The sequence below is a fragment of the Azospirillum doebereinerae genome (assembly GCF_003989665.1).
Taxonomy (GTDB): Bacteria; Pseudomonadota; Alphaproteobacteria; order Azospirillales; family Azospirillaceae; genus Azospirillum; species Azospirillum doebereinerae.
The window spans coordinates 60066-84779 of sequence record NZ_RZIJ01000001.1; the positions used below are offsets into that span (position 1 = coordinate 60066).

Here is a 24714-nt window from a genome sequence, read left to right on the forward strand (position 1 = left end):
TCCCCAGAACGATCCACAGGCGGTGGATAACTGTGGGGCGGTTTCCCATGCCGTCCCATGGCCGACCGGCTATTCCGCTCCTAAGGAATAGCCCGTTTGGATGAATCGATTCGGGCCGTGACAATGTTATGACTCGGATGAATTCGCACAAATGCCTGGAACAATCACCGAACTGCTGTGGATAACCTTATCCACACCCTTGGGCGTTCACGAAATACTGCTGAGACTCGGAGAAATGGCTCCCATATTTGCGCCAAAGCCACACCACGGGCCAAAAGTCTTGACACGCCGTTTTGAATACTAGGGTCCCGTTGACGCCCATGCCGTCCCATGCTATCCCAAGAATGCCCATTTAAGGGGGGCTCCTACCCAATCTGGTTAACACCGGCGGGGAGGAGCTGGGGCAGGGCTGGCGCGGGGCGGTGATCCGCGCGGGAGGTAGCTGGAGGGGGGACCACCGGGCCAATGGCCGTTTTCCTGTCCACATACGTCAACAAGGTTGACAGGAAAGGACGCGTGTCGATCCCGGCGCAGTTCCGGCAGTCGCTTGCCAAGACTTCGGCCCCCACCACCGTGTATCTCTGGCCCTCGCTCAACCACCAAGCCCTCGAAGGCGCCGACCAGGACTATCTCGACGTCCTGTCCGACAGCCTCGAATCCCCTGACCTCGACGCCGACGAACGCGACATGATTGAGACCTTCATCTTCGGCAAGCTCGTCCCCGTCTCCCTCGACGCCGAAGGCCGCATCGTCCTGCCCCGGGAACTCGCCGAATTCGCCGGCATCGGCGAGGAGGCCTCCTTCATCGGCCGCCGCAAGACCTTCCAGCTCTGGGAGCCCGAGGCGCTGAAGTCCCACGAGGCGGCGCTGCGCGAGCAGGTCGTGCGCAAGGACATCTCGCTGAGCCAGATCGTCGCCAAGGCGTCGCGCGGCGCCGCCGCCCGCAACGGGGGCGACGCCTGATGACCGAGTCTCCCGCCCCCTCCCCCCACATCCCGGTGCTGCTGCACGAGGTCGTCGAGTCGCTCGCGCCGCGCGACGGCGGCGTCTATGTCGACGGCACCTTCGGCGCCGGCGGCTACAGCCGCGCCCTGCTGGAGTCGGCCGACTGCCGCGTCTGGGGCATCGACCGCGACCCGGCGGCGATCGAGCGCGGGCAGGCCCTGGCCCAGCGCTTCCCCGGCCGGCTGGAGGTCATCGAGGGCTGCTTCGGCGACATGGCCCAACTGCTGGGCGAGCGCGGAGTCGCGGGCGTGGACGGCATCGCGCTGGACGTCGGCGTCTCCTCCCCCCAGATCGACGAGCCGGAGCGCGGCTTCTCCTTCCGCTTCGACGGCCCGCTCGACATGCGGATGGGCCGCGACGGGCCGACCGCCGCCGACGTGGTCAACCACGCCGACGAATCGGAACTGGCCGACATCCTCTACCACCTGGGTGAGGAGCGCCGGGCCTACCAGGTCGCCCGCGCCATCGTCGCCGCGCGCCAGACCGCCCCCATCCTGCGCACCAAGCAGTTGGCCGACGTCGTCCGCGCGGTGGTGCCGAAGGGGAAGGGCGACGCCATCGACCCGGCGACCCGCAGCTTCCAGGCGCTGCGCATCCATGTGAACGACGAACTGGGCGAACTCCGGCGCGGGCTGGCCGCCGCCGAGTCGCTGCTGGCCCCCGGCGGCCGGCTGGCCGTCGTCTCCTTCCATTCGCTGGAGGACCGCGAGGTCAAGACGTTCCTGAAGGAGCGTTCCTCGCCGCCGCCCTCCCCGTCCCGACACACGCCCTCGGCCCCGGCCGCGGCGCTCGCCCCATCCTTCCGCCTCCTGTCCCGCAAGCCGCAGGCCGCGAGCGAGGCCGAAGCCCGACACAACCCCCGCGCCCGGTCCGCCCGGCTGCGCGCGGCTGAACGCACCGAGGCGCCCGGCTTTCCGGCGTCCGGCAAGGAGGCGGCATGAAAGGCAAGACCTGGTTGTTCTGGGGCGGTCTGATCGCCGCCGCCGGCGGGGTTCTGTTCCAGACCAGCTACGACGTTCAGGATCTTGAGGACAAGCTCGCCGGGCTGAACCGCAAGATCGTGACCGAGCAGGAATCCATCCAGGTCCTCAAGGCCGAGTGGAGCTACCTGAACGACCCGACCAAGCTGGAGGAGCTGGCCACCGCCCACCTCGCCCTGCAACCGATCGAGGCGCGGCAGTTCCTGGCGCTCGACACCATCCCGATGCGCCCCGCCCCGGCGCCCGACGCCGTTCCGGCGCCGGTTCCCGGCCGTGGCCTGACGCCGGTGCCGCCGCCGATGGCCGGGCTTGCCGCGCCGCAGCTCGCGTCGGCCCGCGTGCCTTCGGCCCGGGTGCCGATGGAGGCCGCGCTGGAGAAGGCGCCGGTCATCACGCCGGCCTCCCTGCCCGTCCCCGCCCCGGTCCGGGCGGCGCCGATCAAGCCGTCGGCCCTGGTGCCCGCCTCGGCCCGCGCGCCGGCGCTGCCCCCGTCGCCGCCGGCCCCCGCCGCCGCGACGCCGGGCAAGCTGGCGCCCAACGCGCCGCTGCCGTCGCTGAACCGTCCGACCGACGTGGCGTCGCGTCCGATGCCCGCCCCGATCAAGCTGACCCCGGTGAAGGGCCAAGCGTACACGCCCAAGCCCACCGACAGCCTGGGCCTGCTGGTCGCCCGCCTGGGTGCCAACCAATGACCCAGCCGCCGCCCTACGGCCAAGCCCCGCAGGACACTCAGCCCCCGCCGGCCTCCCGGCCGCGGACGACGCTGGCCGTCGCGATGGAGCAGAGCCGTTACCGGCTCATGGTCACGGCGGCGGTGGTCACGGCGGTCTTCTCCGCGATCAGCGTCAAGCTGGTCGCCGCCACCGTCTTCGTCCCGGCGGGGGAGCCGCGCCAGCACCACGCGCTGGAGGTCGACGGCACGACCACCAACCGCGCCGACATCCTCGACCGCAACGGCAACCTGCTGGCGACCTCCCTGGTCACCCAGTCGCTCTACGCCGATCCCAAGCTGGTCTCGCGGCCGGAGGAAGCCGCGCGCAAGCTGGTCTCCGCCCTGCCCGAGCTGGACTACAAGGACGTCTACGCCAAGCTCAGCGGCGACAAGCGCTTCGTCTGGCTCAAGCGCAACCTGTCCCCCAAGCAGCAATACGCCGTCCACCGTCTCGGCATCCCCGGCGTGTCCTTCGAGCGGGAGGAGCGGCGTTTCTTCCCGGCGGGCAACCTGACCTCGCACGTCGTCGGCTTCACCGGCGTCGACAACAACGGCCTGTCCGGGCTGGAGCAGTCCTTCAACAAGCGGCTGACCGAGGATCCGGCCACCCCGCTGCAACTCTCCATCGACCTGCGGCTCCAGCACGTCCTGAAGAAGGAACTGGCCGCGACGGTGCAGGAATTCAGCGCCATCGGCGCCGCCGGCATCATCTTCGACGTGCGGTCGGGCGAGGTCATGGCGATGACCTCCCTGCCCGACTTCGATCCCCAGGACCCGACCGGCCTCGACCCCGACACGCTGTTCAACCGGGCGACGCTCGGCGTGTACGAAATGGGTTCGACCTTCAAGATCTTCAACTCGGCGCTGGCCTTCGAATCCGGCAAGATCAAGGTGTCGGATTACTTCGACGCGATCCACCCGATCAAGATCGGGCGCTTCACCATCAACGAGTATCATGGCCTCGGCCGCGCGCTGACGGTGGCGGAGGTGTTCCAGCACTCGTCCAACCTCGGCTCCGTCCGCATGGTGCAGCAGGTCGGCATCCCGGCGCAGAAGGCCTTCATGGCGAAGATGGGCTTCACCCGGCCCACCGCCCTGGAGTTGCCGGAGAACGGCTGGCCGCTGGTGCCCAACCCGTGGCGCGAAGTCAACAGCATGACGATCTCCTTCGGGCACGGCATCTCGGTCAGCCCGATGCACACGGTCACGGCGGCGGCGTCGGTGATCAACGGCGGCGTCATGCACCAGCCGACGCTCATCAAACGCGCGCCCGGCGCCGAGGTTCCCGGCGAACAGGTGGTCTCGCGCCAGACCTCCGAGATGATGCGCCGGATGTTCCGCTTCGTGGTGACGGAAGGCACCGGCAAGTCGGCGGGCGTCAAGGGCTACGTCGTCGGCGGCAAGACCGGCACCGCCGACAAGCAGAAGGGCCGCCATTACCAGAAGAACTCGCGCATGTCGTCCTTCCTGGGCGCGTTCCCGATGAACGACCCGCGCTACATCGTCTACGTGTTGGTCGACGAACCGAAGGCGACGGCGAAGACCTACGGCTACGCCACCGGCGGCTGGGTCGCCGCCCCCGCCGTCGGGCGGATCATCAAGCAGGTCGGCCCGCTGCTGAACGTGCCGATCCAGGACGAGGCCTCGCCCGAGATCCTGAACGCGACCTTCCTGAACGCCGCCGGCTCCACCAACTGGGTGGCGCCGCCGCATCCCCCCGCCACCGCCACAACCGCGAAGGGCAGCACCGTTGCGTCTTTCCCACCTCCTGCCAAGCAGCAGCGCTGACACCGTCACCGGATCGCGCGATCCGGAGGTGACCGGGCTGACCGCCGACAGCCGGGCCGTCAAGCCCGGTTTTGTCTTTGCGGCCCTGGCCGGCGCGAAGGCGGACGGACGCGCCTACATCGCCGACGCGCTCGCCAAGGGCGCCGCCGCCATCCTGGCGGCCGAGGGCACGGAGCTGCCGGCCGGGTCGCTCGACGGATCCGGCGCCGTGCTGGTGACCGCCGCGCAACCGCGCCTGACCTTCGCCCGCATGGCGGCATCCTTCCACGGGCGCCAGCCCGGCACAGTGATCGCCGTCACAGGCACCAACGGCAAGACCTCCACCGTTCAGTTCGCCGCCCAGATTTGGGAGCGGCTGGGCCTGAAGGCGGCCAGCCTCGGCACGCTGGGGCTGATCGGGCCGGGGCTGGACGGCTATGGCGGGATGACCACGCCGGACCCGGTGACGCTCCACAAGGATCTGGCCGCCGTCGCCAGCGCCGGCATCGACCATCTGGCGATGGAGGCGTCGAGCCACGGGCTGGAGCAGTTCCGCCTGGACGGCGTCGCGCTCAAGGCCGCCGGCTTCACCAACCTGACCCGCGACCATTTCGACTATCACGGGTCGATGGAGGCCTACCGCGACGCCAAGGCGATGCTGTTTGGCCGCGTGCTGCCGCCGGGCGCCGCCGCCGTGCTGAACGCCGATTCCTACGACTTCCAACATTTCGCCGACCTTTGTACCCAACGCGGTCACCGCCTCCTGTCCTATGGTCTGGCCGGCACCGAGCTGCGGGTGAACGGGGTGGAGCCGCTGGCGCATGGCCAGCGCCTCGCCCTGACCGTGCTCGGCCGCGACGTCACCGTGGACCTGCCCCTGGCGGGCCGCTTCCAGGCCTGGAACGTGCTGTGCGCGCTGGGTCTGGTCATCGGGGCGGGCGCGGACACGGACGCCCATATCGACGGGGCCGTCGCGGCGCTCTCCTCGCTGGAGGGGGTGCCGGGCCGGCTCCAGCACGTGGCCACCCACCCGAACGGAGCGGCGGTCTACGTCGATTTCGCCCACACGCCCGACGCGCTGGAAACGGTGCTGACGGCGCTGCGTTCGCATGCCGGCCGCCATCTGGTGACGGTGTTCGGCTGCGGCGGCGACCGCGACCGGGGCAAGCGCCCGGTGATGGGGGAGCTGGCGGCCCGCTTGGCCGACCGCGCCATCGTCACCGACGACAACCCCCGCACCGAGGATCCGGCCGTCGTCCGGGGCGAGGTGCTGGCGGGCGGGCGGGCCAAGCTGGAGGAGGTCGGGGATCGCGCCGAGGCCATCCGGGTCGCGGTGCGCGGGCTCCAGCCCGGCGACGTGCTGGTGATCGCCGGCAAGGGCCATGAACAGGGACAAACGATCGGCACCGAAATCCGTCCGTTCGACGACGCGGACGAGGCCCGGAAAGCCGTAGCGGAGGTTGGATCATGAGCGACGACGCGACGACGCTCCCCAAGCCGGTCCTCTGGACCGCCGAAGACGCCCTGGCCGCCACCGGGGGCCGGACGGGCGTGGCCGCCGGCTGGACCGCCACCGGCGTGTCGATCGACAGCCGCAAGGTCGCCCCCGGCGACCTGTTCGTGGCGTTGCAGGGACCGAACTTCGACGGGCACGCCTTCGTCGGCGCGGCGCTGGCCGCCGGCGCCTCGGCGGCGCTGGTCTCGCACGTCCCGGACGGGCTGGGCGAGGGCGCGCCGCTGCTGCTGGCCGGCGACACGCTGGACGCCATGGGGGCGCTGGGCGCCGCCGGCCGCGCCCGCTGCGACGCGCGGGTGGTCGGGGTCACCGGCTCGGTCGGCAAGACCGGCACCAAGGAGACGCTGCGCCACGTCCTTTCCGCCCAAGGCGCCACCTACGCAACCGAGGGCAGCCTCAACAACCATTGGGGCGTGCCGCTGTCGCTGGCCCGCCTGCCGGTCGACAGCCGCTACGGCGTGTTCGAGCTGGGGATGAACCACGCGGGTGAACTCGGGCCGCTGTCGCGTCAGGTCCGCCCGCATGTGGCGATCGTCACCAACGTCGAGGCCGCGCATCTGGAGTTCTTCGCCTCGGTCGACGCCATCGCCGACGCCAAGGCCGAGATCTTCGAGGGGCTGGATCGCGACGGCGTCGCCGTGCTGAACCGCGACAACCCGCAATTCGCCCGGCTACGCGACGCCGCCCGCGCCCAGGGCCTGACGCGGATCTGGAGCTTCGGCGCCCAGGACGACGCCGAGGCGCGGCTGCTCGACGTGTCGCTGCACGCGACGTGCAGCGCCGTGACCGCCGCGATCCACGGCGAGCGCATCCAGTACTGCCTGTCCCTGCCCGGCCGGCATTGGGTGATGAACAGCCTCGCCGTGCTGCTGGCCGTCAAGGCGCTGGGCGCCGATGTCGCCACGGCGGCCCGGTCGCTGGCCACCCTGCAACCGGTCAAGGGGCGCGGCACCCGCAAGCGCATCCACGCGACGCGGGGCGCCTTCACCCTGATCGACGAGAGCTACAACGCCAGCCCGGCCGCCATGGCCGCGACGCTGGAGGTGCTGGGCACGCTCGACCCCGGCGCCGGGGGGCGGCGCATCGCCGTGCTCGGCGACATGCGCGAACTGGGCGAGCGCGCCGACGCGCTGCACGCCGCGCTGGCCGAGCCGCTGATCGCCGCCCACGTCGACGCCGTCTACGCCTGCGGCCCCCACATGCGCGCCCTGTTCGACCGCCTGCCCGCCGCCATGCGCGGCGCCTGGACCGAGACCAGCGTCGAGCTGGCCCCCATCGTGACCGCCGCCGTCAAGGGCGGCGACGTGGCGATGGTCAAGGGCTCGCTCGGCAGCCGCACCGGGCTGATCGTCGAGGCGCTCGCCGCGCTCGACAGCCGCAGCGACGCCTCCCCCTCCACCTCCACCACGGCACAGCCCCAGGCCGCGAACGGCCCGCGAGGCTGACAGGATTCGATGCTTTACAACCTCCTCTTCCCGCTGGCCGACGTCTTCACGCCCTTCAACCTGTTCCGGTACCTGACGTTCCGGACCGGCGGAGCCATGATCACCGCGCTGGTCATCAGCTTCCTGTGCTTTCCCAGCCTGATCGCCTGGCTGAAGCGCAAGCAGGGCGAGGGCCAGCCCATCCGCGCCGACGGGCCGGAGACCCATTTCAAGAAGAAGGGCACGCCCACCATGGGCGGGCTGATGATCCTGATCGCCATGACGGTCAGCACCCTGCTGTGGGCGGATCTGACCAACGCCTACATCTGGGTCGTGCTGCTGGTGACCATCGGCTATGGCCTGATCGGCTTCGGCGACGACTACCTGAAGCTGACCCAGCGCAACACCAAGGGTCTGTCGGGCCGCTTCCGCCTGGGCTGGGAGATCGCCATCGGCCTGACCGCCTCGGCGCTGATCATGTGGATCTCGGCCCCGCCGCTGTCGGGCGGCGTCGCCGTGCCCTTCGTCAAGGATTTCCTGATCCAGCTCTCCTGGTTCTTCGTGCCTTTCGGCGCCTTCATCATGGTCGGCGCCTCGAACTCGGTGAACCTGACCGACGGGCTGGACGGGCTGGCCATCGTGCCGACGATGATCGCGGCCGGCTGCTTCGGCTTGATTTCCTATCTGTCGGGCAACGCCATCTTCGCCAACTACCTGCAAATCCACCATGTTCCGGGGTCCGGTGAATTGGCGGTGTTTTGCGGCGCGCTTGTTGGTGCGGGATTGGGATTCCTCTGGTACAACGCCCCGCCCGCCATGGTGTTCATGGGCGACACGGGGTCCTTGTCGCTCGGTGGGGCGCTGGGCGCCGTCAGCGTGGTGACGAAGCACGAGATCGTGCTCGCCATCATCGGCGGCCTGTTCGTTCTGGAGACGGTTTCGGTCATCGTGCAGGTCGCGTCCTTCAAGCTCACGGGCAAGCGGGTCTTCCGCATGGCCCCGCTGCACCATCATTTCGAGAAGAAGGGCTGGGCCGAGCCGACCGTGGTGATCCGCTTCTGGATCATCGCGTCGATCCTGGCGCTGGTCGGCCTCTCCACCCTGAAGCTGCGGTGAGGAGCCGACGATGATCGACCTCGCGTTCCTGGACGGCTTGCCGGTGGCGGTGATGGGGCTGGGCAAGTCCGGCCTCGCCACCGCCACGGCGCTCCGCCGCAGCGGCGCCGACGTGATGGTGTGGGACGACAACCCCGCCTCGCGCGCCGCCGCCGAGGCGGATGGTTTCCGCGTGGTCGATCTCGCCGCCGCCGACCTGTCAGGCTTTGATCTGGCGGGGCTGGCCGCCCTCGTCTGGTCGCCCGGCATCCCCCACACCCACCCCAAACCGCACACCGTCGCCCTGCGCGCCCGCGCCGCCGGGATCGAGCCGGTCTGCGACGTCGACCTGCTGGGCCGGGCCGAGCGCGACGCCGCCTTCATCGGCATCACCGGCACCAACGGCAAGTCGACCACCACCACCCTGATCGGCCACGTCATGGCGGCGGCCGGGCGCGCCATCCGCGTCGGCGGCAACCTTGGCACGCCCGTCCTGAGCTTCGACCCGCTGGGCAGCGGCGGCACCCACATCCTGGAGATGTCGAGCTACCAGCTGGAGCTGACCCACTCCATCGTCTTCGACGTGGCGGTGCTGCTGAACATCACGCCCGACCATCTGGCCCGCCATGGCGGGATGGACGGCTACGTCGCGGCGAAAAAGCTGATCTTCCGGGGCCAGACCGGCAACCGGACGGCGGTGGTCGGGGTGGACGACGCGCTGTCGCGCAAGATTTACGACGACCTCGCCGAAACCGGCGCCCAGCGCGTCTGGCCGGTCTCGGCGCAAGGCCCGGTCGCCGGCGGCGTCTACGCCCAGGACGGCTGGCTGGTCGACGACACCGAGGGAACGGCCGAGCGGGTGGCCGAGCTGGCGCGCTTCCCAGCGCTGCTGGGCGCCCACAACCACCAGAACGCCGCCGCCGCCTACGCCGCCTGCAAGGCGGCCGGGGTGCCCGCCGCGACCATCGCCGCCGCGATGGAGAGCTTCCCCGGCCTCGCCCACCGGCAGCAGCTGGTCGCGACCGTCCCAACTGGGAATGGCGGCGTGCGCTTCGTCAACGACAGCAAGGCGACCAACGCCGACGCGACGGAGAAGGCGCTCGCGACCTTCGACCCGATCTACTGGATCCTCGGCGGTCAGGCCAAGGACACCGGCCTCGCCGGGCTGGAAGGCTACATGGGCCGCGTCCGCCACGCCTTCCTGATCGGCGAGGCGCAGGAGCAATTCGCCGCGTGGCTCGACGCCCAGGGCGTCGCCCACACCCGCTGCGGGACGCTGGACATCGCCACCAGTAAGGCCGCCGGCCTCGCGCTGGCGGAGGCCAAGCCGAGCGCCTGCGTGCTGCTGTCGCCGGCCTGCGCGTCGTGGGACCAGTTCGCCAATTTCGAGAAGCGCGGGGAGGCCTTCGCCGCCTACGCCGCCGCCATCGCCAAGGCCCAGCAACAGAGCGGGAGCGCGGACGAATGATCACCTTCGACCGCACCGACCAGTCGATCTTCGGGCGCTGGTGGTGGACCGTGGACCGCTGGCAGCTCGGCGCCGTGGCGATCCTGATGTTCCTCGGGACCGTCCTCATCACGGCGGCGAGCCCGCCGGTGGCCGAGCGCATCGGCATCCAGGACACCTTCTATTTCGTCGAGCGGCATCTGATGATGCTGGTCCCGGCCATCGCCATCATGGGCGGCGTCTCGCTGCTCAGCCCGCGCGGGGTGCGGCGGGTGGCGCTGGGGGTGTTCGTGATCGCGGTGCTGCTGGTCTACGCGACGCTGGTCGTCGGCGTGGAGATCAAGGGCGCGCGGCGCTGGATCCACATCCCCGGCCTGTCGATCCAGCCCTCGGAGTTCGTCAAGCCGGCCTTCGCCGTGGTCGCCGCGTGGCTGTTCTCGCTGTCGAAGACCTCCCCCGGCTTCCCCGGCGCGCTGGTGTCCATCGCGCTCTACGGCCTGACCATGGCCGGGTTGATCCTGCAGCCCGACCTCGGCATGACCTTCGTCGTCTCGGCGGTGTGGTTCACCCAGTTCTTCCTGGCCGGGCTGAACATCATGCTGGTGATGGGACTGGGCGGGCTGGGCGTGGCCGGGCTGATCGGCGCCTACTACACGCTTCCCCACGTCACCAGCCGCATCAACCGCTTCCTCGACCCGGCGGCGGGCGACAACTATCAGGTCAACCGCTCGATGGAGGCGTTCGCCAACGGCGGGCTGCTCGGCACCGGGCCGGGCCAGGGGACGGTGAAGTTCTCGCTGCCCGACAGCCACGCCGACTTCATCTTCGCCGTCGCCGGCGAGGAGATGGGGCTGATCTTCTGCTTGGCGCTGATCACCCTGTTCGCCTTCGTCGTGCTGCGCGGCTTCGCGCGGGTCTTCAACGACAGCAACTATTTCGTGCTGCTGGCGACCGCCGGGCTGCTGATCCAGTTCGGGCTCCAGGCCGCCATCAACATGGGGTCGTCGCTGCACCTGATGCCGACCAAGGGCATGACGCTGCCCTTCATCTCCTACGGCGGCTCGTCGCTGCTGGCGCTCGGCTTCGGCATGGGCATGGTGCTGGCGCTGACGCGCAAGCGCTACGGCCCGACGGAGTGACGGCGATGACGGCGGCGATGGAGTCCTCCCACAAGGTGATCGTGCTGGCGGCGGGCGGCACCGGCGGGCACATCTTCCCGGCCGAGGCCCTGGCGCGCGAGCTGCTGGCGCGCGGCCGGGCCGTGACGCTGGTCACCGACCGGCGCGGCCACGCCTTCGGCGACAGCCTGCCGGAAGTGCCGGTCCACCGCATCCGCGCCGCCTCCCCCGGCAGTGGAATCCTGGGCAAGCTGACGGCGGCGCTCCAGATGGGGCTCGGGCTGCTGGAGGCGCGCGCGCTGCTGCGCCGGCTGGGTCCGGCGGCGGTCGTCGGCTTCGGCGGCTACCCCTCGGTGCCGACCGTCTACGCCGCCGCCCACGCCAAGATCCCGGCGCTGCTGCACGAGCAGAACGCCGTGCTCGGCCGCGCCAACCGCATGCTGATCGCCGGGGCCAAGCGGCTGGCCGTCGCCTTCACCGGCGTCACCCGCATCGACGAGGCCGACCGCGCCAAGATCGTCCGCACCGGCAACCCGGTCCGCCCGGCCATCGCCGCCCGCCGCGACGCGTCCTACGCCGCGCCCGTCGGGGACGGCCCGGTCCACCTGCTGGTGATGGGCGGCAGCCAGGGCGCCCGGATCTTCTCCGACATCGTGCCCCAGGCGCTGGTCCGCCTGCCGGAAGCCTTGCGCGCCCGCGTCCACCTGTCGCAGCAATGCCGGCCGGAGGATCTGGAGGCCGCGCGGCAGGCCCTCGCCCCGCTGGGCCTCGGCGGGCTGGAGTTGCAGAGCTTCTTCCGCGACGTGCCCGACCGTCTGGCCGCCTGCCACCTCGCCGTCACCCGCGCCGGGGCCTCGACCATCGCCGAGCTGACTTGCGTCGGCCGTCCGGCGATCCTGGTGCCCTACCCCCACGCCACCGACGACCACCAGACCGCCAACGCCCGCCAACTGGCCGAGGCCGGCGCCGCGTGGCTCGTCGCGCAGCCGGACTTCACCGCGCAGACTCTGGCCGAGCGTCTGACCGGCCTGCTGGCGGAGCCCGGCGCGCTGGCCGCCGCCGCCGCCGCCGCACACCGCTGGGGTAGCGCCGACGCCGCCGCGTCGCTGGCCGACGCCGTGCTGAGCATGCTGAACACCCGCGACGCCAGCGCCAACGGAACCCACCACCTCGACGCCGACACCATTGCCAAGGGGGCAGCGGAATGAACAAGGTCATGCGCCATTTGACGCGGCCGACGCCACGTCCCCTCCGGGATTACCCGGCGGACATGACGCGGACGGAAGGCGGCTGGTTCAACCGGCCCTATTGCCCGCTGGTGCCCCGCGCCATCGTCGGCGAGGGCTTCCTCCGCGACCGCCTGCATGTCATTCATGGGTCCAAGCCCCTGCCCTCCGACCTCACCGACGAGGCGGTGGACGCCACCCTTCGCCTGATGCTTCGCCGCGGAAAGTAAAGTTCAGATGCGCGCTCTTCCCCTCTCCATCGGAACCATCCACTTCGTCGGCATCGGCGGCATCGGCATGAGCGGCATCGCCGAGGTGCTGCGCAACCTCGGCTACACGGTCCAGGGCTCCGACCTGGCGGAGAGCGCCAACGTCAAGCGCCTGCGCGACCTCGGCATCGCCGTCTCCATCGGCCACCGGGCGGAGAACATCGCCGGGGCCGCCGTCATCGTCGTGTCCTCGGCCGTCAAGCGCGACAACCCGGAGGTCGTCGCCGCCCGCGCGGCGCTGGTTCCCGTGGTGCGCCGCGCCGAGATGCTGGGCGAGCTGATGCGCCTGAAATGGGCCATCGCCATCGGCGGCACCCACGGCAAGACCACGACCACCTCGATGGTCGGCCACATGCTGGAGCACGCCAACCTCGATCCCACCGTCATCAACGGCGGCATCATCAACGCCTACGGCTCCAACACGCGGCTGGGCACCGGCGACTGGATGGTGGTCGAGGCGGACGAGAGCGACGGCACCTTCACCAAGCTGCCGGCCTGCATCGCCGTCGTCACCAACATGGATCCCGAACACCTGGACTTCTACGGCACCTTCGACAACGCGCGCGCCGCCTTCGACAGCTTCGTCCAGAACATCCCCTTCTACGGCTTCGCCGCGCTCTGCATCGACCATCCCGAAGTGCAGGCGATGATCCCGCGCGTGTCCGACCGCCGCATCATCACCTACGGCTTCTCGCCGCAGGCCGACATCCGCGCGGTCAACGTCGAGTTGGGTCCGCAGGGCGCCAAGTACGACGTGCTGATCTACGACCGCCACACAGGCGAGACCCGCGCCATCGCCGGGGTGCGCCTGCCGATGCACGGGCCGCACAACGTGCAGAACTCGCTGGCCTGCTTCGCGGTGGGCAACGAGATGGGCCTGCCCGACGTGGTGATGCGCGACAGCATGGTGAAGTTCCAGGGCGTCAAGCGCCGCTTCACCAAGACCGGCGAGACCAACGGCGTCACCGTGATCGACGACTACGGCCACCACCCGGTTGAGATCGCCGCCGTGCTGAAGGCCGCGCGCACCGCCGGAACCGGCCGCACCATCGCCGTGGTCCAGCCGCACCGCTACTCGCGCCTCGCCGCCCTGTTCGAGGATTTCTGCACCTGCTTCAACGACGCCGACGCGGTGATCGTCGCCGACGTCTACGCCGCCGGTGAGCAGCCCATCGAGGGCGTCAGCCGCGACGCGCTGGTCGAGGGTCTGCGCATGCATGGCCATCGCCACGTCGTGGCGCTGCACGGCCCGCAGGAGCTGGCGCAGATCGTCCACGAGATGGTGAACCCTGGCGACTTCGTGGTCTGCCTGGGCGCCGGCAACATCACCCAATGGGCCAACGCGCTGCCGGGCGAGCTGACCGCGCTGCACGGGGCGAAGGCATGACGGCGGCGGCTCCCTCCATGACCGAACGGCCCATGACTGGCCACCTGATCGACCGGATGCCCGCCTGCCGGGGCCGGCTGACCGCCGATGCGCCCTTGGCGCCGGTGACGTGGTTCCGCGTCGGCGGCCCGGCGGAGGTGATGTTCCGCCCCGCCGACCCCGAGGATCTGGCCGGTTTCCTGGCGGCCTTGCCCCACGACGTGCCGGTGACGGTGATCGGCGTCGCCTCCAACCTGCTGGTGCGCGACGGCGGCATCCCCGGCGTGACGATCCGGCTCGGGCGCGGCTTCACCGACATCGTCGCGGAGGGCGACACCCTGACCGTGGGCGCCGCCGCGCTCGATCTCAACGTGGCGACCGTGGCGCGCGACGCCGGCATCGCCGGGCTGGAGTTCCTGTCCGGCATCCCCGGCACCATCGGCGGCGCGCTGCGCATGAACGGCGGCGCCTACGGCCGCGAGATGGCCGACGCGCTGGTCTCCGCCCAGGCGGTCGGCCGCGACGGCGCGATGCTGAGCTTCACCCGCGAAGAGATGGGCTTCACCTACCGCCACGCCGCCGTGCCGGAGGGCTGCGTCTTCACCGGCGCCACCCTGCGCGGCGAGCTTGGCAACGCGCTGGAGATCGCCCGGCGGATGACCGAGATCGCGGACAAGCGCGCCGACAGCCAGCCGATCCGCTCGCGCACGGGGGGATCGACCTTCAAGAACCCCGATGGCCACAAGGCCTGGGAGCTGATCGACAAGGCCGGCTGCCGTGGCCTGTCCATCGGCGACGCCCAGGTGTCGGAGAAGCATTGCAACTTCCTGATCAACCAGGGAGCGGCCAGCGCCGCCGATCTGGAGGCGCTGGGCGACGAGGTCCGCCGCCGCGTGTTCGAGACCTCCGGCGTGACGCTGGAGTGGGAAATCAAGCGCGTCGGTGTTCCGGCGACCGGAGACGCCCGATGACCGACGCCCTGTTCCCCCCCTTCAAGAAGCACGTCGCCGTCCTGATGGGCGGCTGGTCGGCCGAGCGCGAGGTCTCGCTGGTCAGCGGGGCCGGCGTCGCCAAGGCCCTGGAGGAGGAAGGCTACCGCGTCACCGCCGTGGACGTGCAGCGCGACCTCGCCGGGCTGATGCAGGCGCTCAGCCACCCGCGCCCCGACGTGGTGTTCAACGCCCTGCACGGGCGCGGCGGCGAGGACGGGACGATCCAGGGCATCCTGGAGTTCCTGGGCTTGCCCTACACCCATTCCGGCGTCCAGGCGTCCGCCATCGCCATGGACAAGGTGATGACCAAGCGGGTGCTCGACACCGCCGGGGTCCGCTCGCCGCGTGGCGTGGTGGTGACGCGCGGCGAGATCACCGGCGGCGCCCACCCGATGCCGGCCCCCTACATCGTCAAGCCGGTGGACGAGGGCTCGACCGTCGGGGTCACCCTGGTGCGCGAGGGGCAGAACAGCCCGGTCGGCGACGCCTGGACCTTCGGCGAGCGCGCGATGGTCGAGGAGTTCATCCCCGGCCGCGAGCTGACCGTCGGCGTGATGGGCGACCGCGCCCTGGCCGTCACGGAGATTGTCTTCCAGGCCCAGGTCTACGACTATACGGCGAAGTACAGCGCCGGCCACGCCGTCCACACCATCCCCGCCGCCATCCCCGAGGATGTCGCCGAGGAGGCCAAGCGGATGGCGATCCTGGCGCACCAGACCCTGGGCTGCCGGGGCGTGTCGCGCAGCGACTTCCGTTGGGACGACAGCCGGCCGGGAAGCGCCGGGCTGTATTTCCTGGAGATCAACAACCAGCCGGGCATGACGCCCCTGTCGCTGGTGCCCGAACAGGCCGCGCATGTGGGAATCTCCTACGGCGCGCTGGTCGGCTGGCTCGTGGAGAACGCCGGATGTCAGCTCGCCTGATGGCCAACCCGCAGTTCCGCCCGACGCTCGGCGGGCGCGCGCCCCGCGACGAGATGCCGGCGCCGCCCCGCGCCATGGCCGCCTCGGCGCAGAAGGGCAACCGCCGCCGCGCCTGGCCGCGCTGGACCCGGCCCGCCGTCAAGGCGGCGCTGGTGCTGGTGCCGGTCCTGCTGCTGGCCGGCGCCGCCGGATCGGCCTGGAAGCGCGCCAGCCTCGCCGAGACGGTGGCGGCGGCGCGCGAGAGCGTGATGGACGCCAGCGGCGCGCTCGGCTTCACGCTGAACGAGATCCTGGTCGTCGGCCGCACCGAGACGGAGCGCGAGGCGGTGATGGAGGCGCTCGGCGTGCGCCGGGGCGAGCCGATCCTCGCCATCGACCTCGCCGAGACCAAGCAGCGGCTGGAGGAGCTGCCCTGGGTGTCGGGCGCCTCGGTCGAGCGCCGCCTGCCGGGCATCCTCTACATCAGCCTGTCCGAGCGCCAGCCGATGGCGATCTGGCAGCACGACCGCCAGTTCACCGTGATCGACCGCGCCGGCCGCCCGCTGGCCGACGCGGTGGAGTTGGCCCGGCGCGGCAACCAGCGCATCGACACGCTGCCCCAGGTGATCGGCGCCAACGCGCCGCAGCAGGTGCAGTCGCTGCTGGCCGCGCTCGACCGCGTTCCGGCGATCCGGCCGCGCGTCACCTCGGCCAGCTGGATCAGCGACCGCCGCTGGAACCTGCAACTGGACAACGGCGTGACGGTGAAGCTGCCCGAGGGCGCCGGGATGCCGATGGCGCTGCGCCAGCTGGCGGAGCTGGAGGCGACCGGCAAGGTGCTCGACCGCGACATCGTCGCCATCGACTTGCGCCAGCCCGAGCGTGCAGTCTTGCAGACCAACGCCACCGCCCAGCTTCCCGGCTGGGAGGACGAGTCCAAGAAGAAGCCGAACGGCAAGAAGACGTGATCGCGTAAGACGGCAGCAGCAGCGGGTTGGGCTGGGAAGGCATGTTCGGTATGGGATTCAACGGCGCCAAGAAGCCGAAACGACCGACCCGCGGCGGCATCGTCGCGGCGCTGGACGTCGGCTCGACGAAGGTGTGCTGCATCATCGCGCGGATGGACGAACCGGGGTCGTTCCGCGTGATCGGTGTCGGCCACCAGATCGCCACGGGCATCCGCGCCGGCTCCATCATCGACATGGAGGCGGCGGAGACCTCGATCGGCGCCGCCGTCCACGCCGCCGAGCAGATGGCCGGCGAGACGATCCGCGACGTGGTCGCCAACCTGTCGATGGGCCACCCGCGCTCCCACGCCTTCAACGCGCAGATCCCGGTCTACGGCCAGGAGGTGACGGAGGGCGACATCCGCCGCGCCATGGCGCACGCCCGCACGCTCCAGGCCGGCCCCGACCAGACGCTGATCCACACCATCCCGCTGGGATTCAACCTCGACGCCGCCCGCGGCATCCGCGACCCCAGGGGGATGTACGGCAACCAGCTCGGCGCGCAGCTCCACGTCGTCACCGCCTCGTCGGGCGCCATCCGCACGCTGCGCACCTGCGTCGCCCGCTGCCACCTCGACATCGAGAGCATGGTGGTCAGCCCCTTCGCGTCGGGGCTCGCCTGCCTGGTCGAGGACGAGATGGAGATGGGCGCCGCCTGCATCGACATCGGCGGCGGGGGCACGACGATCTCCATCTTCTCCGAGGGCAACCTGGTGTGGACCGGCGCCGTTCCCTTGGGGGGGCGCCACGTCACCAACGACATCGCCCACGGTCTCGCCACGCCGCTGGTCCACGCCGAACGGCTGAAGGCGCTCTACGGCAGCGCCCGGTCCAACCCGGCCGACGAGCGCGAGATGATCGAGGTGCCGCAGGTCGGCGAGGACGAGCGCAGCGAGAGCAGCACCGCCAGCACCCCGCGCTCCTTCCTGGTCAACATCATCCAGGCGCGGATGGAGGAGATCTTCGAGGAGATCCGCAGCGTCCTGGAGCATTCCGGCTACGCCCGGCTGGTCGGCCGCCGCGTGGTGCTGACCGGCGGCGCCAGCCAGCTTCCCAACACGCGCGAGCTGGCGCAGCACATCCTCGACAAGCAGGTGCGCATCGGCCGCCCGACGCGGATCGCCGGCCTCAACGAGGTGCATGGCGGCCCGGCCTTCTCGACGGCGGCGGGGCTTCTGCTGCACGCCGTGCGCAACCCGACCGAGCTGATGGTGACGGGCCAGGAGGCGGTGTCGAACACCGGCCTGCTGGGCCGCGTCGGCCTGTGGCTGCGGGAGAATCTGTGATGATCCTCCCCGCCACGCCGTCCCAAGCTTTTCCAGGAATTCCGATCGGGCACACCCCGGATCCAACCGGGGACCGATCGCGAGTGAACAGCAAACCCAAATCAAAACAGGTTGTGGAGACCTAAAGATGATCAACGTGACCATTCCCCAGATCGAACCCGAATTGAAGCCCCGCATCACCGTCTTCGGTGTCGGCGGCGCCGGCGGCAACGCCGTCAACAACATGATCAAGTCGAACCTCGAAGGCGTCGATTTCGTCGTGGGCAACACCGACGCCCAGGCGCTGAAGGGCTCGCTCTGCGAGAAGCGCCTCCAGCTCGGCACCGCGACCACGCGGGGTCTGGGCGCCGGGTCCAAGCCCGACGTCGGCCGCGCCTCGGCCGAGGAGCAGATGGAGGAGATCTGCCAGTTCCTCGAAGGCGCCAACATGGTGTTCATCACCGCCGGCATGGGCGGCGGCACCGGCACGGGCGCGGCCCCGGTCATCGCGCGCGCGGCGCGCGAGCGCGGCCTGCTGACCGTCGGCGTCGTGACCAAGCCCTTCCACTTCGAGGGCGGCCACCGCATGCGTCTGGCCGAGGGCGGCATCGCCGAACTCCAGCAATACGTCGACACCCTCATCATCATCCCCAACCAGAACCTGTTCCGCATCGCCAACGAGAAGACGACCTTCGCGGACGCCTTCAAGATGGCCGACGACGTTCTGCATTCGGGCGTGCGCGGCGTCACCGACCTGATGGTGATGCCGGGCCTGATCAACCTCGACTTCGCCGACATCCGTTCGGTGATGACCGAGATGGGCAAGGCGATGATGGGCACCGGCGAGGCCGCCGGCGAGCGCCGCGCCATCGAGGCCGCCGAGGCCGCGATCTCCAACCCGCTGCTCGACGACGTGTCGATGAAGGGGGCGCGCGGCGTCCTCATCAACATCACCGGCGGCTACGACATGACCCTGTTCGAGGTCGACGAGGCCGCCAACCGCGTCCGCGACGAGGTCGATCCCGACGCCAACATCATCTTCGGCTCGACCTTCGACGCCTCGCTGGACGGCGTGATGCGCGTGTCGGTCGTCGCCACCGGCATCGACGCCGCCGCGATGAGCAACCCGCGCACCCTGCACCCGGTCAACCTGGCCCTGGTTTCCGACCGCGCCAAGAAGCCGGGCGCGCCCGCCGGCCTGACCACCGCCTCCCCGGCGATGCCGGGCGCCGCCCCCGCCGCCCCCGCCATCCCCAGCGCCGCCACCGCGCTGCGCCAGCCCCAGCCGGTCACCGCCGGTTCGAGCGCCCTGCAGCACGACCCGGCCTACCAGACCGGCCACGCGCAGCCGCAGCACGACGCCAGCGCCCAGGAAGCGGCCAAGCCGGCCTCCGGCCCGCTGCACGGCGAGAATCAGGGCGGCCACTTCTTCGCCCCCAAGCCGGCCGACGCCGGGCCGCGCCACCCGGTGACGCTGGGCGCCCAGCCCGCGCCGTCCTACCCGCCCCAGCCCGCCCCGCAGCCGCCGCAGGCCCCGGCGATGGCCGCCCCGCAGCAGCAGCCTCAGCAGCACCAGCACCATCAGGCGGCCCCGGCCCATCCGGCCGGCCTGTCGGTCGGGCACGCCCCGGCCCCGGAGCCCGCCCCCGCCCCGCGCAAGCCGAACTTCCTGTTCGGCCTCGTGACCGGGTTGGGCCGCAAGGCCGACCCGGCGCCGCAGCCGGCCCCGCAGCCGACCTACGCGCCGGCCCCGCAGTACCAGCCGGCCCCGCAACAGCCGGCCTACCAGCAGCAGCCGGCCGCGCCGCAACAGCCCCAGTACCCGGCGGCGCCCGCCTATCAGCCCGCCCCGCAGCAGCCGCCGGCCTACCAGCCGGCGCCGCAGCAGGCCACCTACCCGGCCGCCCCGCCGCCGATGGCCCCCGCGCCGCGCGCCGACGGCGGCCAGCCGAAAGCCGAGCACGCCCAGGAAGAGCTGGACATCCCCGCCTTCCTGCGTCGCCAGGCCAACTGATCCCGGCGTAAGCCGGAGATAACCGCCGGTCGCCGCCGCCTCAAACGCGGCATCGGCGGCTCCACAACCTGACCGAAAATTTCGGCCCCCGGAGAGGCGTTCGCGCCGCTCCGGGGGTTTTTTTGTGTCCCATCCGGCATAGTCCGCTTACCTCTTTTGCTCTGCAACAAACGGTAACAATGAGTGATTTGCCCATCGCCCGAGGCCGGTGTTACCAACAAGCATGGTCAAAGGCGACGGCGACCGGCACATGGCTCTCCCCAGAGCAAAGGCCGGAAAAAGTCACCGGGGACCGGAACGCGACGAAGATGGGTAAAACATCGTGGCCAACAATCGTGGTAATGCGGACGGACTGTTCCAGCAGACCCTGAAGAAGTCGGTGACTATCGCCGGCATCGGGCTGCACTCGGGCGCCATCGTCACGCTGACGATTGCACCCGCCGATGCGAATTCCGGAATCACCTTCATCCGCACCGACCTGCGCGGGGCCGCCGCCGTCGTTCCGGCGCGCTGGGACGCGGTGGTCGACACGCGCATGTGCACGGTGATCGGCAACGCCCAGGGCACGACCATCGGCACCATCGAGCATCTGATGTCGGCGCTGGCCGGCTGCGGCATCGACAACGCCGTGGTGTCGCTCGACAACGCCGAAGTGCCGATCATGGACGGCAGCGCCGCCCCCTTCGTCGCCGCCATCGAGCAGGCCGGAGTCGCGGTGACCAAGGCGCCGCGCCGGGTCATCCGCATCCTGAAGCCGGTCAGCGTCGGCGACGGCATCAAGAGCGCGTCCTTCGCGCCCGACGACGCGACGACCTACAGCTTCGACATCGATTTCGACAGCGCCGCCATCGCCCGCCAGTCGCGCGCCGTCGAGATGGACAGCGACGTCTTCAAGGACGAGATCAGCCGCGCCCGCACCTTCGGCTTCCTGCACGAGGTCGAGGGGCTGCGCAAGATGGGTCTCGCCCGTGGCGGCTCGCTGGACAACGCGGTGGTGATCTCCGGCGACACGGTGATGAACGCCGACGGCCTGCGCTTCACCGACGAGTTCGTGCGCCACAAGATCCTCGACGCGGTCGGCGACCTGTATCTGGCCGGCGCGCCCATCGTCGGGCATTTCCACGGCGTGCGCTCCGGTCACGCGCTGAACAACCAATTGCTGCGCGCGCTGTTCGCCGACCGCAGCGCGTGGCGCTACGACACCGCCGCGCTGGTCCTGCCGCTGGCCCGCCGCGCCATGGACCAGCTCGCCGTCGCCTGACGCCCAAGCTTCACGTTCCGTTTTCTCCGCAGCCTGCCCTCCCCTACCGGGGAGGGCTTTTTGTTTGCGCCGCTCCCCTCCCCTGCCGGTGCTTGGAACGGCGTTGAAAAGAAAAAGCGCCCTCCCCTTTCGGGGTAGGGCGCTGCAGGTCCATGTTGCTCAAAATCAATGGTCAGTAAATTATATTGAATTGAATCAATATTTTATGGAATTTCTTTCAGAAACTTTCTTAGCAACGAATCGATCAGGTCCTTCTTCCCTCGCAAGCCCCTTCTCCCCTTGAGGAAGAGGGGCTCAGTCAGCGCCTCTGGAAGCGTCCGCCCCTACCCCACCGCTCGTTCCGGCTCGCCGGTCATGGCGTATTCGCCGAAGCGGGTGTCCTCCTTCAGGATGTGCTTTCCCAGCCAGTCCGCGCAGAAGATGAAGACCTCCTCGCCGGAAATGCCCTCGCGGTTGGCGAGGAAGGTCTCGCGGTAGCGCTCCACCTGACGGGTCAGGGCGTCGTGCAGCGCCTTGTGGGCCGCGTAGGTCGGATAATTCGCCTCCCGCATGCAGGCCTCTTCCGCCGCGAAGTGGTGGCGGGTGTAGGCGATCAGTTCGTCGAGGGTGGCCTCGATCACGGCGGGATCGTGCTGGCTCGCCTCGGTGCAGAGCCGGTTGACGATCTCGATCAGGACGCGGTGATCCTCGTCGAGGTCGTCGTTGCCGACGCTCATCCAGCGTGACCACTGTATGGGTTCCATGGCGTTTCCTTCCCTCAAGCCATTGGGTGCGCCGACGCCCCATGCGGGTGTTTCCCACCCGTCTGTTCCGTGGAAGGGGCGCGGCGGAATAGCAGTGTTTCCTTATGTGATCTCGTTCCCTTGCTCCGGTCAACTTGGACAGAAGTCGATGCGACATTATGGCCTGGGGCAATTCACCCGCCGATTTTGTCCAACCACTCGTCCTCGGTCAGGATGGTCACCCCCAGATCGCGCGCCTTGGCGGCCTTGCTGCCGGCGTCGGCCCCGGCGACCAGATAGTCGGTCTTGCCCGACACCGACCCGGCGACCTTCGCCCCCAGCGACTCGGCCCGCGCCTTGGCTTCGGAGCGCGTCATCTTCTCCAGCGTGCCGGTGAACACCACCGTCTTGCCCGCCACCGGGGAATTGCCGGCCTTCGGTGCCTCGGCCTCCAGCACGGTCAGTCGGTCGGCCAATTCGCGGACGATGGTCAGGTTCTGGTCCTCCAGGAAGAAGGACGCGACCTCCCCCGCCGCGACCTCGCCCACGTCGGGGGTGGCGACCAGCTCGTTCCAGGCCTCGGCCGGGGAATGCGCCACCGCGTCCCGCATCGCCGCCGCCCAGCCGTCCAGCGTCCCATAGCGCTCGGCCAGCGCGCGGGCCGCCTTGACGTTCAGCGGCTTGATGCCGAGACCACCGATAACGGTTTCCGGCCGCAACAGTTCCTTGCCCGGATACTGGTCCAGCTTTTCCTGATGGGAGGGGTCGGCGAACCACGCCAGGATCGCGTTGACCGTGGTCGGCCCGACCCCGTCGATTTCATGGAGGTCGCGCCACGCTTGGCCCGGCATCGCCTGCCCCGCCTCGATCATGCCGGCGATCCAGGCCTCCATCGTCTTGTAGTGGCGGGCCAGAGACTTGGCCGTCACCTCGCCGACGTGGCGGATGCCGAGCGCGAAGATCACCCGGTGCAGCTCGATGCCGTTGCGGCGCTGGTTGATGGCGGCGAACAGGTTCTCGACCGACTTCTCCTTCCAGCCGAAACGGCCGACCAGCTCGACGCGGCCCTCCCCAACCCGTTCCTCCAGCGTGAAGATGTCGGCCGGGGACTTGATGAAACCCTCGTCCCAGAACTCCTCGATGATCTTCTCGCCCAGCCCCTCGATGTCGAAGGCGTTGCGCGAGACGAAATGGCGCAGCCGTTCCTTGGCCTGGGCGGCGCAGATCAGGCCGCCGGTGCAGCGCCGCACCACCTCGCCCGGCTCGCGGACGGCGAGGCTGCCGCAGACCGGGCAGGTCTCCAGCGGCGCGTAGGCCACGCTGTCGGCGGGGCGCTGCGACAGCACGACCTCGACGATCTGCGGGATCACGTCGCCGGCCCGCTGCACCACCACCAGATCGCCGACGCGGACATCCTTGCGGGCGATCTCGTCCTCGTTGTGCAGGGTGGCGCGGCTGACCACCACGCCGCCGACGGTGATGTCCTCCAGCTCGGCGACGGGGGTGAGCGCGCCGGTGCGCCCGACCTGGATGGTGATCGCCTTCAGCCGGGTCTGCGCCTGCTCCGCCGGGAACTTGTGGGCGATGGCCCAGCGCGGCGCCCGGCTGACGAAGCCCAGCCGTTGCTGAAGCTCCAGGCTGTCCACCTTGTAGACGACGCCGTCGATGTCGAAGGGCAGCCCGCCGCGCCGCCGCCCGATGCCCTCGTAATAGGCCAGAAGCTTGTCCGGCCCGTCGCACAGCTCGGCCGGGCGGTTCAACTGGAAGCCCCAGGCCTTCAACCGCTCGCGAATATGCCACTGGCTGTCGGCGATGGGTTCCGACACTTCGCCCAGCGCGTAGCCGAAGAAGCACAGCGGCCGCGCCGCCGTGATCGACGAGTCGAGCTGGCGCAAGCTGCCCGCCGCCGCGTTGCGTGGGTTGGCGAACAGCGGCTCGCCCTTCTCCGCGCGGGCGTCGTTCATGGCGCGGAAGTCGTCGCGGTTCATGTAGACTTCGCCACGCACCTCCAGCACGTCCGGGACGGGCGCCGGCAGGCGGTGCGGCACGTCGCGGATGGTGCGGACGTTGGCGGTGACGTTCTCGCCCTCCGCCCCGTCGCCGCGCGTGGCGGCCAGCACCAGCTCGCCCTTCTCGTAGCGCAGCGAGCAGGACAGCCCGTCGATCTTCGGCTCGGCGACGAAGCCGACCGGCGCGTCCTCGACCAGCCCCAGGAAGCGGCGGACGCGCGCCACGAACTCCGCCAGATCCTCGGGCGAGAAGGCGTTGCCGAGCGACAGCATCGGCACCGCGTGCCGCACCTTGCCGAAGCCGGCGGCCGGCGCCGCGCCGACCTTCAGCGAGGGCGAATCGACGCGGCGCAGCTCGGGGAAGCGCGCCTCGATGGAATTGTTGCGGCGGACCAGCGCGTCGTACTCGGCGTCGCTGACCGCCGGCTGGTCCTGCTGGTGATAGAGCGTGTCGTGATGCGCGATCTCCGCCGCCAGGGCGGCGAGCTCCGCCTGCGCCTGCTCCAGCGTCAGCGCCTCGACGGCGACGGAGCGGGGGGTGGGGGGCGTGTCGAACAGATCCATCATCGCGCGTCTCTCGGGTACCGGGGCCTGAATGGGCCGGGCAGCATAGCGCC

20 protein-coding genes are annotated in these 24714 nt (G+C 70.3%); 18 read left to right on the plus strand and 2 right to left on the minus strand.

Features of this window, described 5'->3' with window-relative positions; all coding sequences use genetic code 11:
* Positions 1-516: 516 nt before the first annotated feature.
* The 18 genes from EJ913_RS00235 (at position 517) to lpxC (ending at position 21366) form a co-directional block, all read left to right on the plus strand.
* Entirely contained in the window at positions 517-963 is a 447-nt protein-coding gene (locus EJ913_RS00235; RefSeq protein ID WP_338019138.1) for a division/cell wall cluster transcriptional repressor MraZ, read from the plus strand.
* Positions 963-1946, plus strand: coding sequence for a 16S rRNA (cytosine(1402)-N(4))-methyltransferase RsmH (rsmH, locus tag EJ913_RS00240; protein WP_126993695.1), 984 nt, complete (start codon positions 963-965; stop codon positions 1944-1946). The genes EJ913_RS00235 and rsmH overlap by 1 nt, the downstream gene beginning before the upstream one ends.
* Complete coding sequence (gene ftsL / locus EJ913_RS31435; protein ID WP_185909633.1) at positions 1943-2677, plus strand: cell division protein FtsL; 735 nt, start codon at positions 1943-1945, stop codon at positions 2675-2677. The genes rsmH and ftsL overlap by 4 nt, the downstream gene beginning before the upstream one ends.
* The gene (locus EJ913_RS00250; RefSeq protein WP_126993697.1) at positions 2674-4485 is read left to right on the plus strand and encodes a peptidoglycan D,D-transpeptidase FtsI family protein; all 1812 of its coding nucleotides are present in this window, start codon (positions 2674-2676) and stop codon (positions 4483-4485) included. Before ftsL ends, EJ913_RS00250 begins: the two co-directional genes overlap by 4 nt.
* Positions 4448-5935: a UDP-N-acetylmuramoyl-L-alanyl-D-glutamate--2,6-diaminopimelate ligase gene (locus tag EJ913_RS00255; protein WP_126993699.1), complete on the plus strand. Its 1488-nt coding sequence runs from the start codon at positions 4448-4450 to the stop codon at positions 5933-5935. Before EJ913_RS00250 ends, EJ913_RS00255 begins: the two co-directional genes overlap by 38 nt.
* The gene (locus EJ913_RS00260) at positions 5932-7425 is read left to right on the plus strand and encodes a UDP-N-acetylmuramoylalanyl-D-glutamyl-2,6-diaminopimelate--D-alanyl-D-alanine ligase (RefSeq protein ID WP_126993701.1); all 1494 of its coding nucleotides are present in this window, start codon (positions 5932-5934) and stop codon (positions 7423-7425) included. The genes EJ913_RS00255 and EJ913_RS00260 overlap by 4 nt, the downstream gene beginning before the upstream one ends.
* A 9-nt stretch (positions 7426-7434) precedes the next feature.
* Positions 7435-8520, plus strand: a complete 1086-nt coding sequence (gene mraY, locus EJ913_RS00265) for a phospho-N-acetylmuramoyl-pentapeptide-transferase (RefSeq protein ID WP_126993703.1) — start codon at positions 7435-7437, stop codon at positions 8518-8520.
* Between the two features lie 10 nt (positions 8521-8530).
* Positions 8531-9967, plus strand: a complete 1437-nt coding sequence (murD, locus tag EJ913_RS00270) for a UDP-N-acetylmuramoyl-L-alanine--D-glutamate ligase (RefSeq protein WP_126993705.1) — start codon at positions 8531-8533, stop codon at positions 9965-9967.
* Positions 9964-11085, plus strand: a complete 1122-nt coding sequence (locus tag EJ913_RS00275) for an FtsW/RodA/SpoVE family cell cycle protein (RefSeq protein WP_126993707.1) — start codon at positions 9964-9966, stop codon at positions 11083-11085. Before murD ends, EJ913_RS00275 begins: the two co-directional genes overlap by 4 nt.
* 5 nt (positions 11086-11090) lie before the next feature.
* Positions 11091-12272 (plus strand): undecaprenyldiphospho-muramoylpentapeptide beta-N-acetylglucosaminyltransferase, encoded by a 1182-nt coding sequence (murG, locus tag EJ913_RS00280; protein WP_126993709.1) that lies wholly within the window; start codon positions 11091-11093, stop codon positions 12270-12272.
* Positions 12273-12334: 62 nt separating this feature from the next.
* A complete protein-coding gene (locus EJ913_RS00285; protein ID WP_244939192.1) occupies positions 12335-12520 on the plus strand; it encodes a hypothetical protein in 186 nt (61 codons plus the stop codon).
* 7 nt (positions 12521-12527) lie between these two features.
* Positions 12528-13946 carry a UDP-N-acetylmuramate--L-alanine ligase gene (gene murC / locus EJ913_RS00290; RefSeq protein ID WP_126993713.1) on the plus strand — a complete coding sequence of 473 codons (1419 nt, stop codon included), beginning with the start codon at positions 12528-12530 and terminating at the stop codon, positions 13944-13946.
* A gap of 17 nt (positions 13947-13963) precedes the next feature.
* On the plus strand, positions 13964-14896 hold the full coding sequence (gene murB, locus EJ913_RS00295) for a UDP-N-acetylmuramate dehydrogenase (RefSeq protein ID WP_211098851.1): 933 nt from the start codon (positions 13964-13966) through the stop codon (positions 14894-14896).
* Complete coding sequence (locus tag EJ913_RS00300; RefSeq protein WP_126993717.1) at positions 14893-15840, plus strand: D-alanine--D-alanine ligase; 948 nt, start codon at positions 14893-14895, stop codon at positions 15838-15840. Before murB ends, EJ913_RS00300 begins: the two co-directional genes overlap by 4 nt.
* On the plus strand, positions 15825-16787 hold the full coding sequence (locus EJ913_RS00305; RefSeq protein WP_126993719.1) for a cell division protein FtsQ/DivIB: 963 nt from the start codon (positions 15825-15827) through the stop codon (positions 16785-16787). The genes EJ913_RS00300 and EJ913_RS00305 overlap by 16 nt, the downstream gene beginning before the upstream one ends.
* Before the next feature lie 50 nt (positions 16788-16837).
* On the plus strand, positions 16838-18112 hold the full coding sequence (ftsA, locus tag EJ913_RS00310) for a cell division protein FtsA (protein ID WP_126994684.1): 1275 nt from the start codon (positions 16838-16840) through the stop codon (positions 18110-18112).
* 127 nt (positions 18113-18239) lie between these two features.
* Positions 18240-20105: a cell division protein FtsZ gene (gene ftsZ, locus EJ913_RS00315; protein ID WP_126993721.1), complete on the plus strand. Its 1866-nt coding sequence runs from the start codon at positions 18240-18242 to the stop codon at positions 20103-20105.
* 322 nt (positions 20106-20427) lie between these two features.
* Complete coding sequence (lpxC, locus tag EJ913_RS00320) at positions 20428-21366, plus strand: UDP-3-O-acyl-N-acetylglucosamine deacetylase (RefSeq protein WP_126993723.1); 939 nt, start codon at positions 20428-20430, stop codon at positions 21364-21366.
* 323 nt (positions 21367-21689) lie between these two features.
* Here the strand turns inward: lpxC and EJ913_RS00325 are convergent, their stop codons facing one another.
* Positions 21690-22109: a bacteriohemerythrin gene (locus EJ913_RS00325; RefSeq protein ID WP_126993725.1), complete on the minus strand. Its 420-nt coding sequence runs from the start codon at positions 22107-22109 to the stop codon at positions 21690-21692.
* A gap of 173 nt (positions 22110-22282) precedes the next feature.
* Positions 22283-24664: an NAD-dependent DNA ligase LigA gene (ligA, locus tag EJ913_RS00330; RefSeq protein ID WP_126993727.1), complete on the minus strand. Its 2382-nt coding sequence runs from the start codon at positions 24662-24664 to the stop codon at positions 22283-22285.
* Positions 24665-24714 lie beyond the last annotated feature (50 nt).

What these genes read in the sequence shown, in the direction of transcription:
- EJ913_RS00260 (WP_126993701.1), top strand. Translation starts at nt 5,932, where the DNA reads ATGAGCGACGACGCGACGACGCTCCCCAAGCCGGTCCTCTGGACCGCC.
- murB (WP_211098851.1), top strand. Translation starts at nt 13,964, where the DNA reads ATGACCGAACGGCCCATGACTGGCCACCTGATCGACCGGATGCCCGCC.
- rsmH (WP_126993695.1), top strand. Translation starts at nt 963, where the DNA reads ATGACCGAGTCTCCCGCCCCCTCCCCCCACATCCCGGTGCTGCTGCAC.
- EJ913_RS00325 (WP_126993725.1), bottom strand. Translation starts at nt 22,109, where the DNA reads ATGGAACCCATACAGTGGTCACGCTGGATGAGCGTCGGCAACGACGAC.
- ftsA (WP_126994684.1), top strand. Translation starts at nt 16,838, where the DNA reads ATGGGATTCAACGGCGCCAAGAAGCCGAAACGACCGACCCGCGGCGGC.
- murG (WP_126993709.1), top strand. Translation starts at nt 11,091, where the DNA reads ATGACGGCGGCGATGGAGTCCTCCCACAAGGTGATCGTGCTGGCGGCG.
- mraY (WP_126993703.1), top strand. Translation starts at nt 7,435, where the DNA reads ATGCTTTACAACCTCCTCTTCCCGCTGGCCGACGTCTTCACGCCCTTC.
- ftsZ (WP_126993721.1), top strand. Translation starts at nt 18,240, where the DNA reads ATGATCAACGTGACCATTCCCCAGATCGAACCCGAATTGAAGCCCCGC.
- EJ913_RS00275 (WP_126993707.1), top strand. Translation starts at nt 9,964, where the DNA reads ATGATCACCTTCGACCGCACCGACCAGTCGATCTTCGGGCGCTGGTGG.
- ftsL (WP_185909633.1), top strand. Translation starts at nt 1,943, where the DNA reads ATGAAAGGCAAGACCTGGTTGTTCTGGGGCGGTCTGATCGCCGCCGCC.
- EJ913_RS00300 (WP_126993717.1), top strand. Translation starts at nt 14,893, where the DNA reads ATGACCGACGCCCTGTTCCCCCCCTTCAAGAAGCACGTCGCCGTCCTG.
- EJ913_RS00305 (WP_126993719.1), top strand. Translation starts at nt 15,825, where the DNA reads ATGTCAGCTCGCCTGATGGCCAACCCGCAGTTCCGCCCGACGCTCGGC.
- murC (WP_126993713.1), top strand. Translation starts at nt 12,528, where the DNA reads ATGCGCGCTCTTCCCCTCTCCATCGGAACCATCCACTTCGTCGGCATC.
- EJ913_RS00285 (WP_244939192.1), top strand. Translation starts at nt 12,335, where the DNA reads ATGACGCGGACGGAAGGCGGCTGGTTCAACCGGCCCTATTGCCCGCTG.
- murD (WP_126993705.1), top strand. Translation starts at nt 8,531, where the DNA reads ATGATCGACCTCGCGTTCCTGGACGGCTTGCCGGTGGCGGTGATGGGG.
- ligA (WP_126993727.1), bottom strand. Translation starts at nt 24,664, where the DNA reads ATGATGGATCTGTTCGACACGCCCCCCACCCCCCGCTCCGTCGCCGTC.
- EJ913_RS00250 (WP_126993697.1), top strand. Translation starts at nt 2,674, where the DNA reads ATGACCCAGCCGCCGCCCTACGGCCAAGCCCCGCAGGACACTCAGCCC.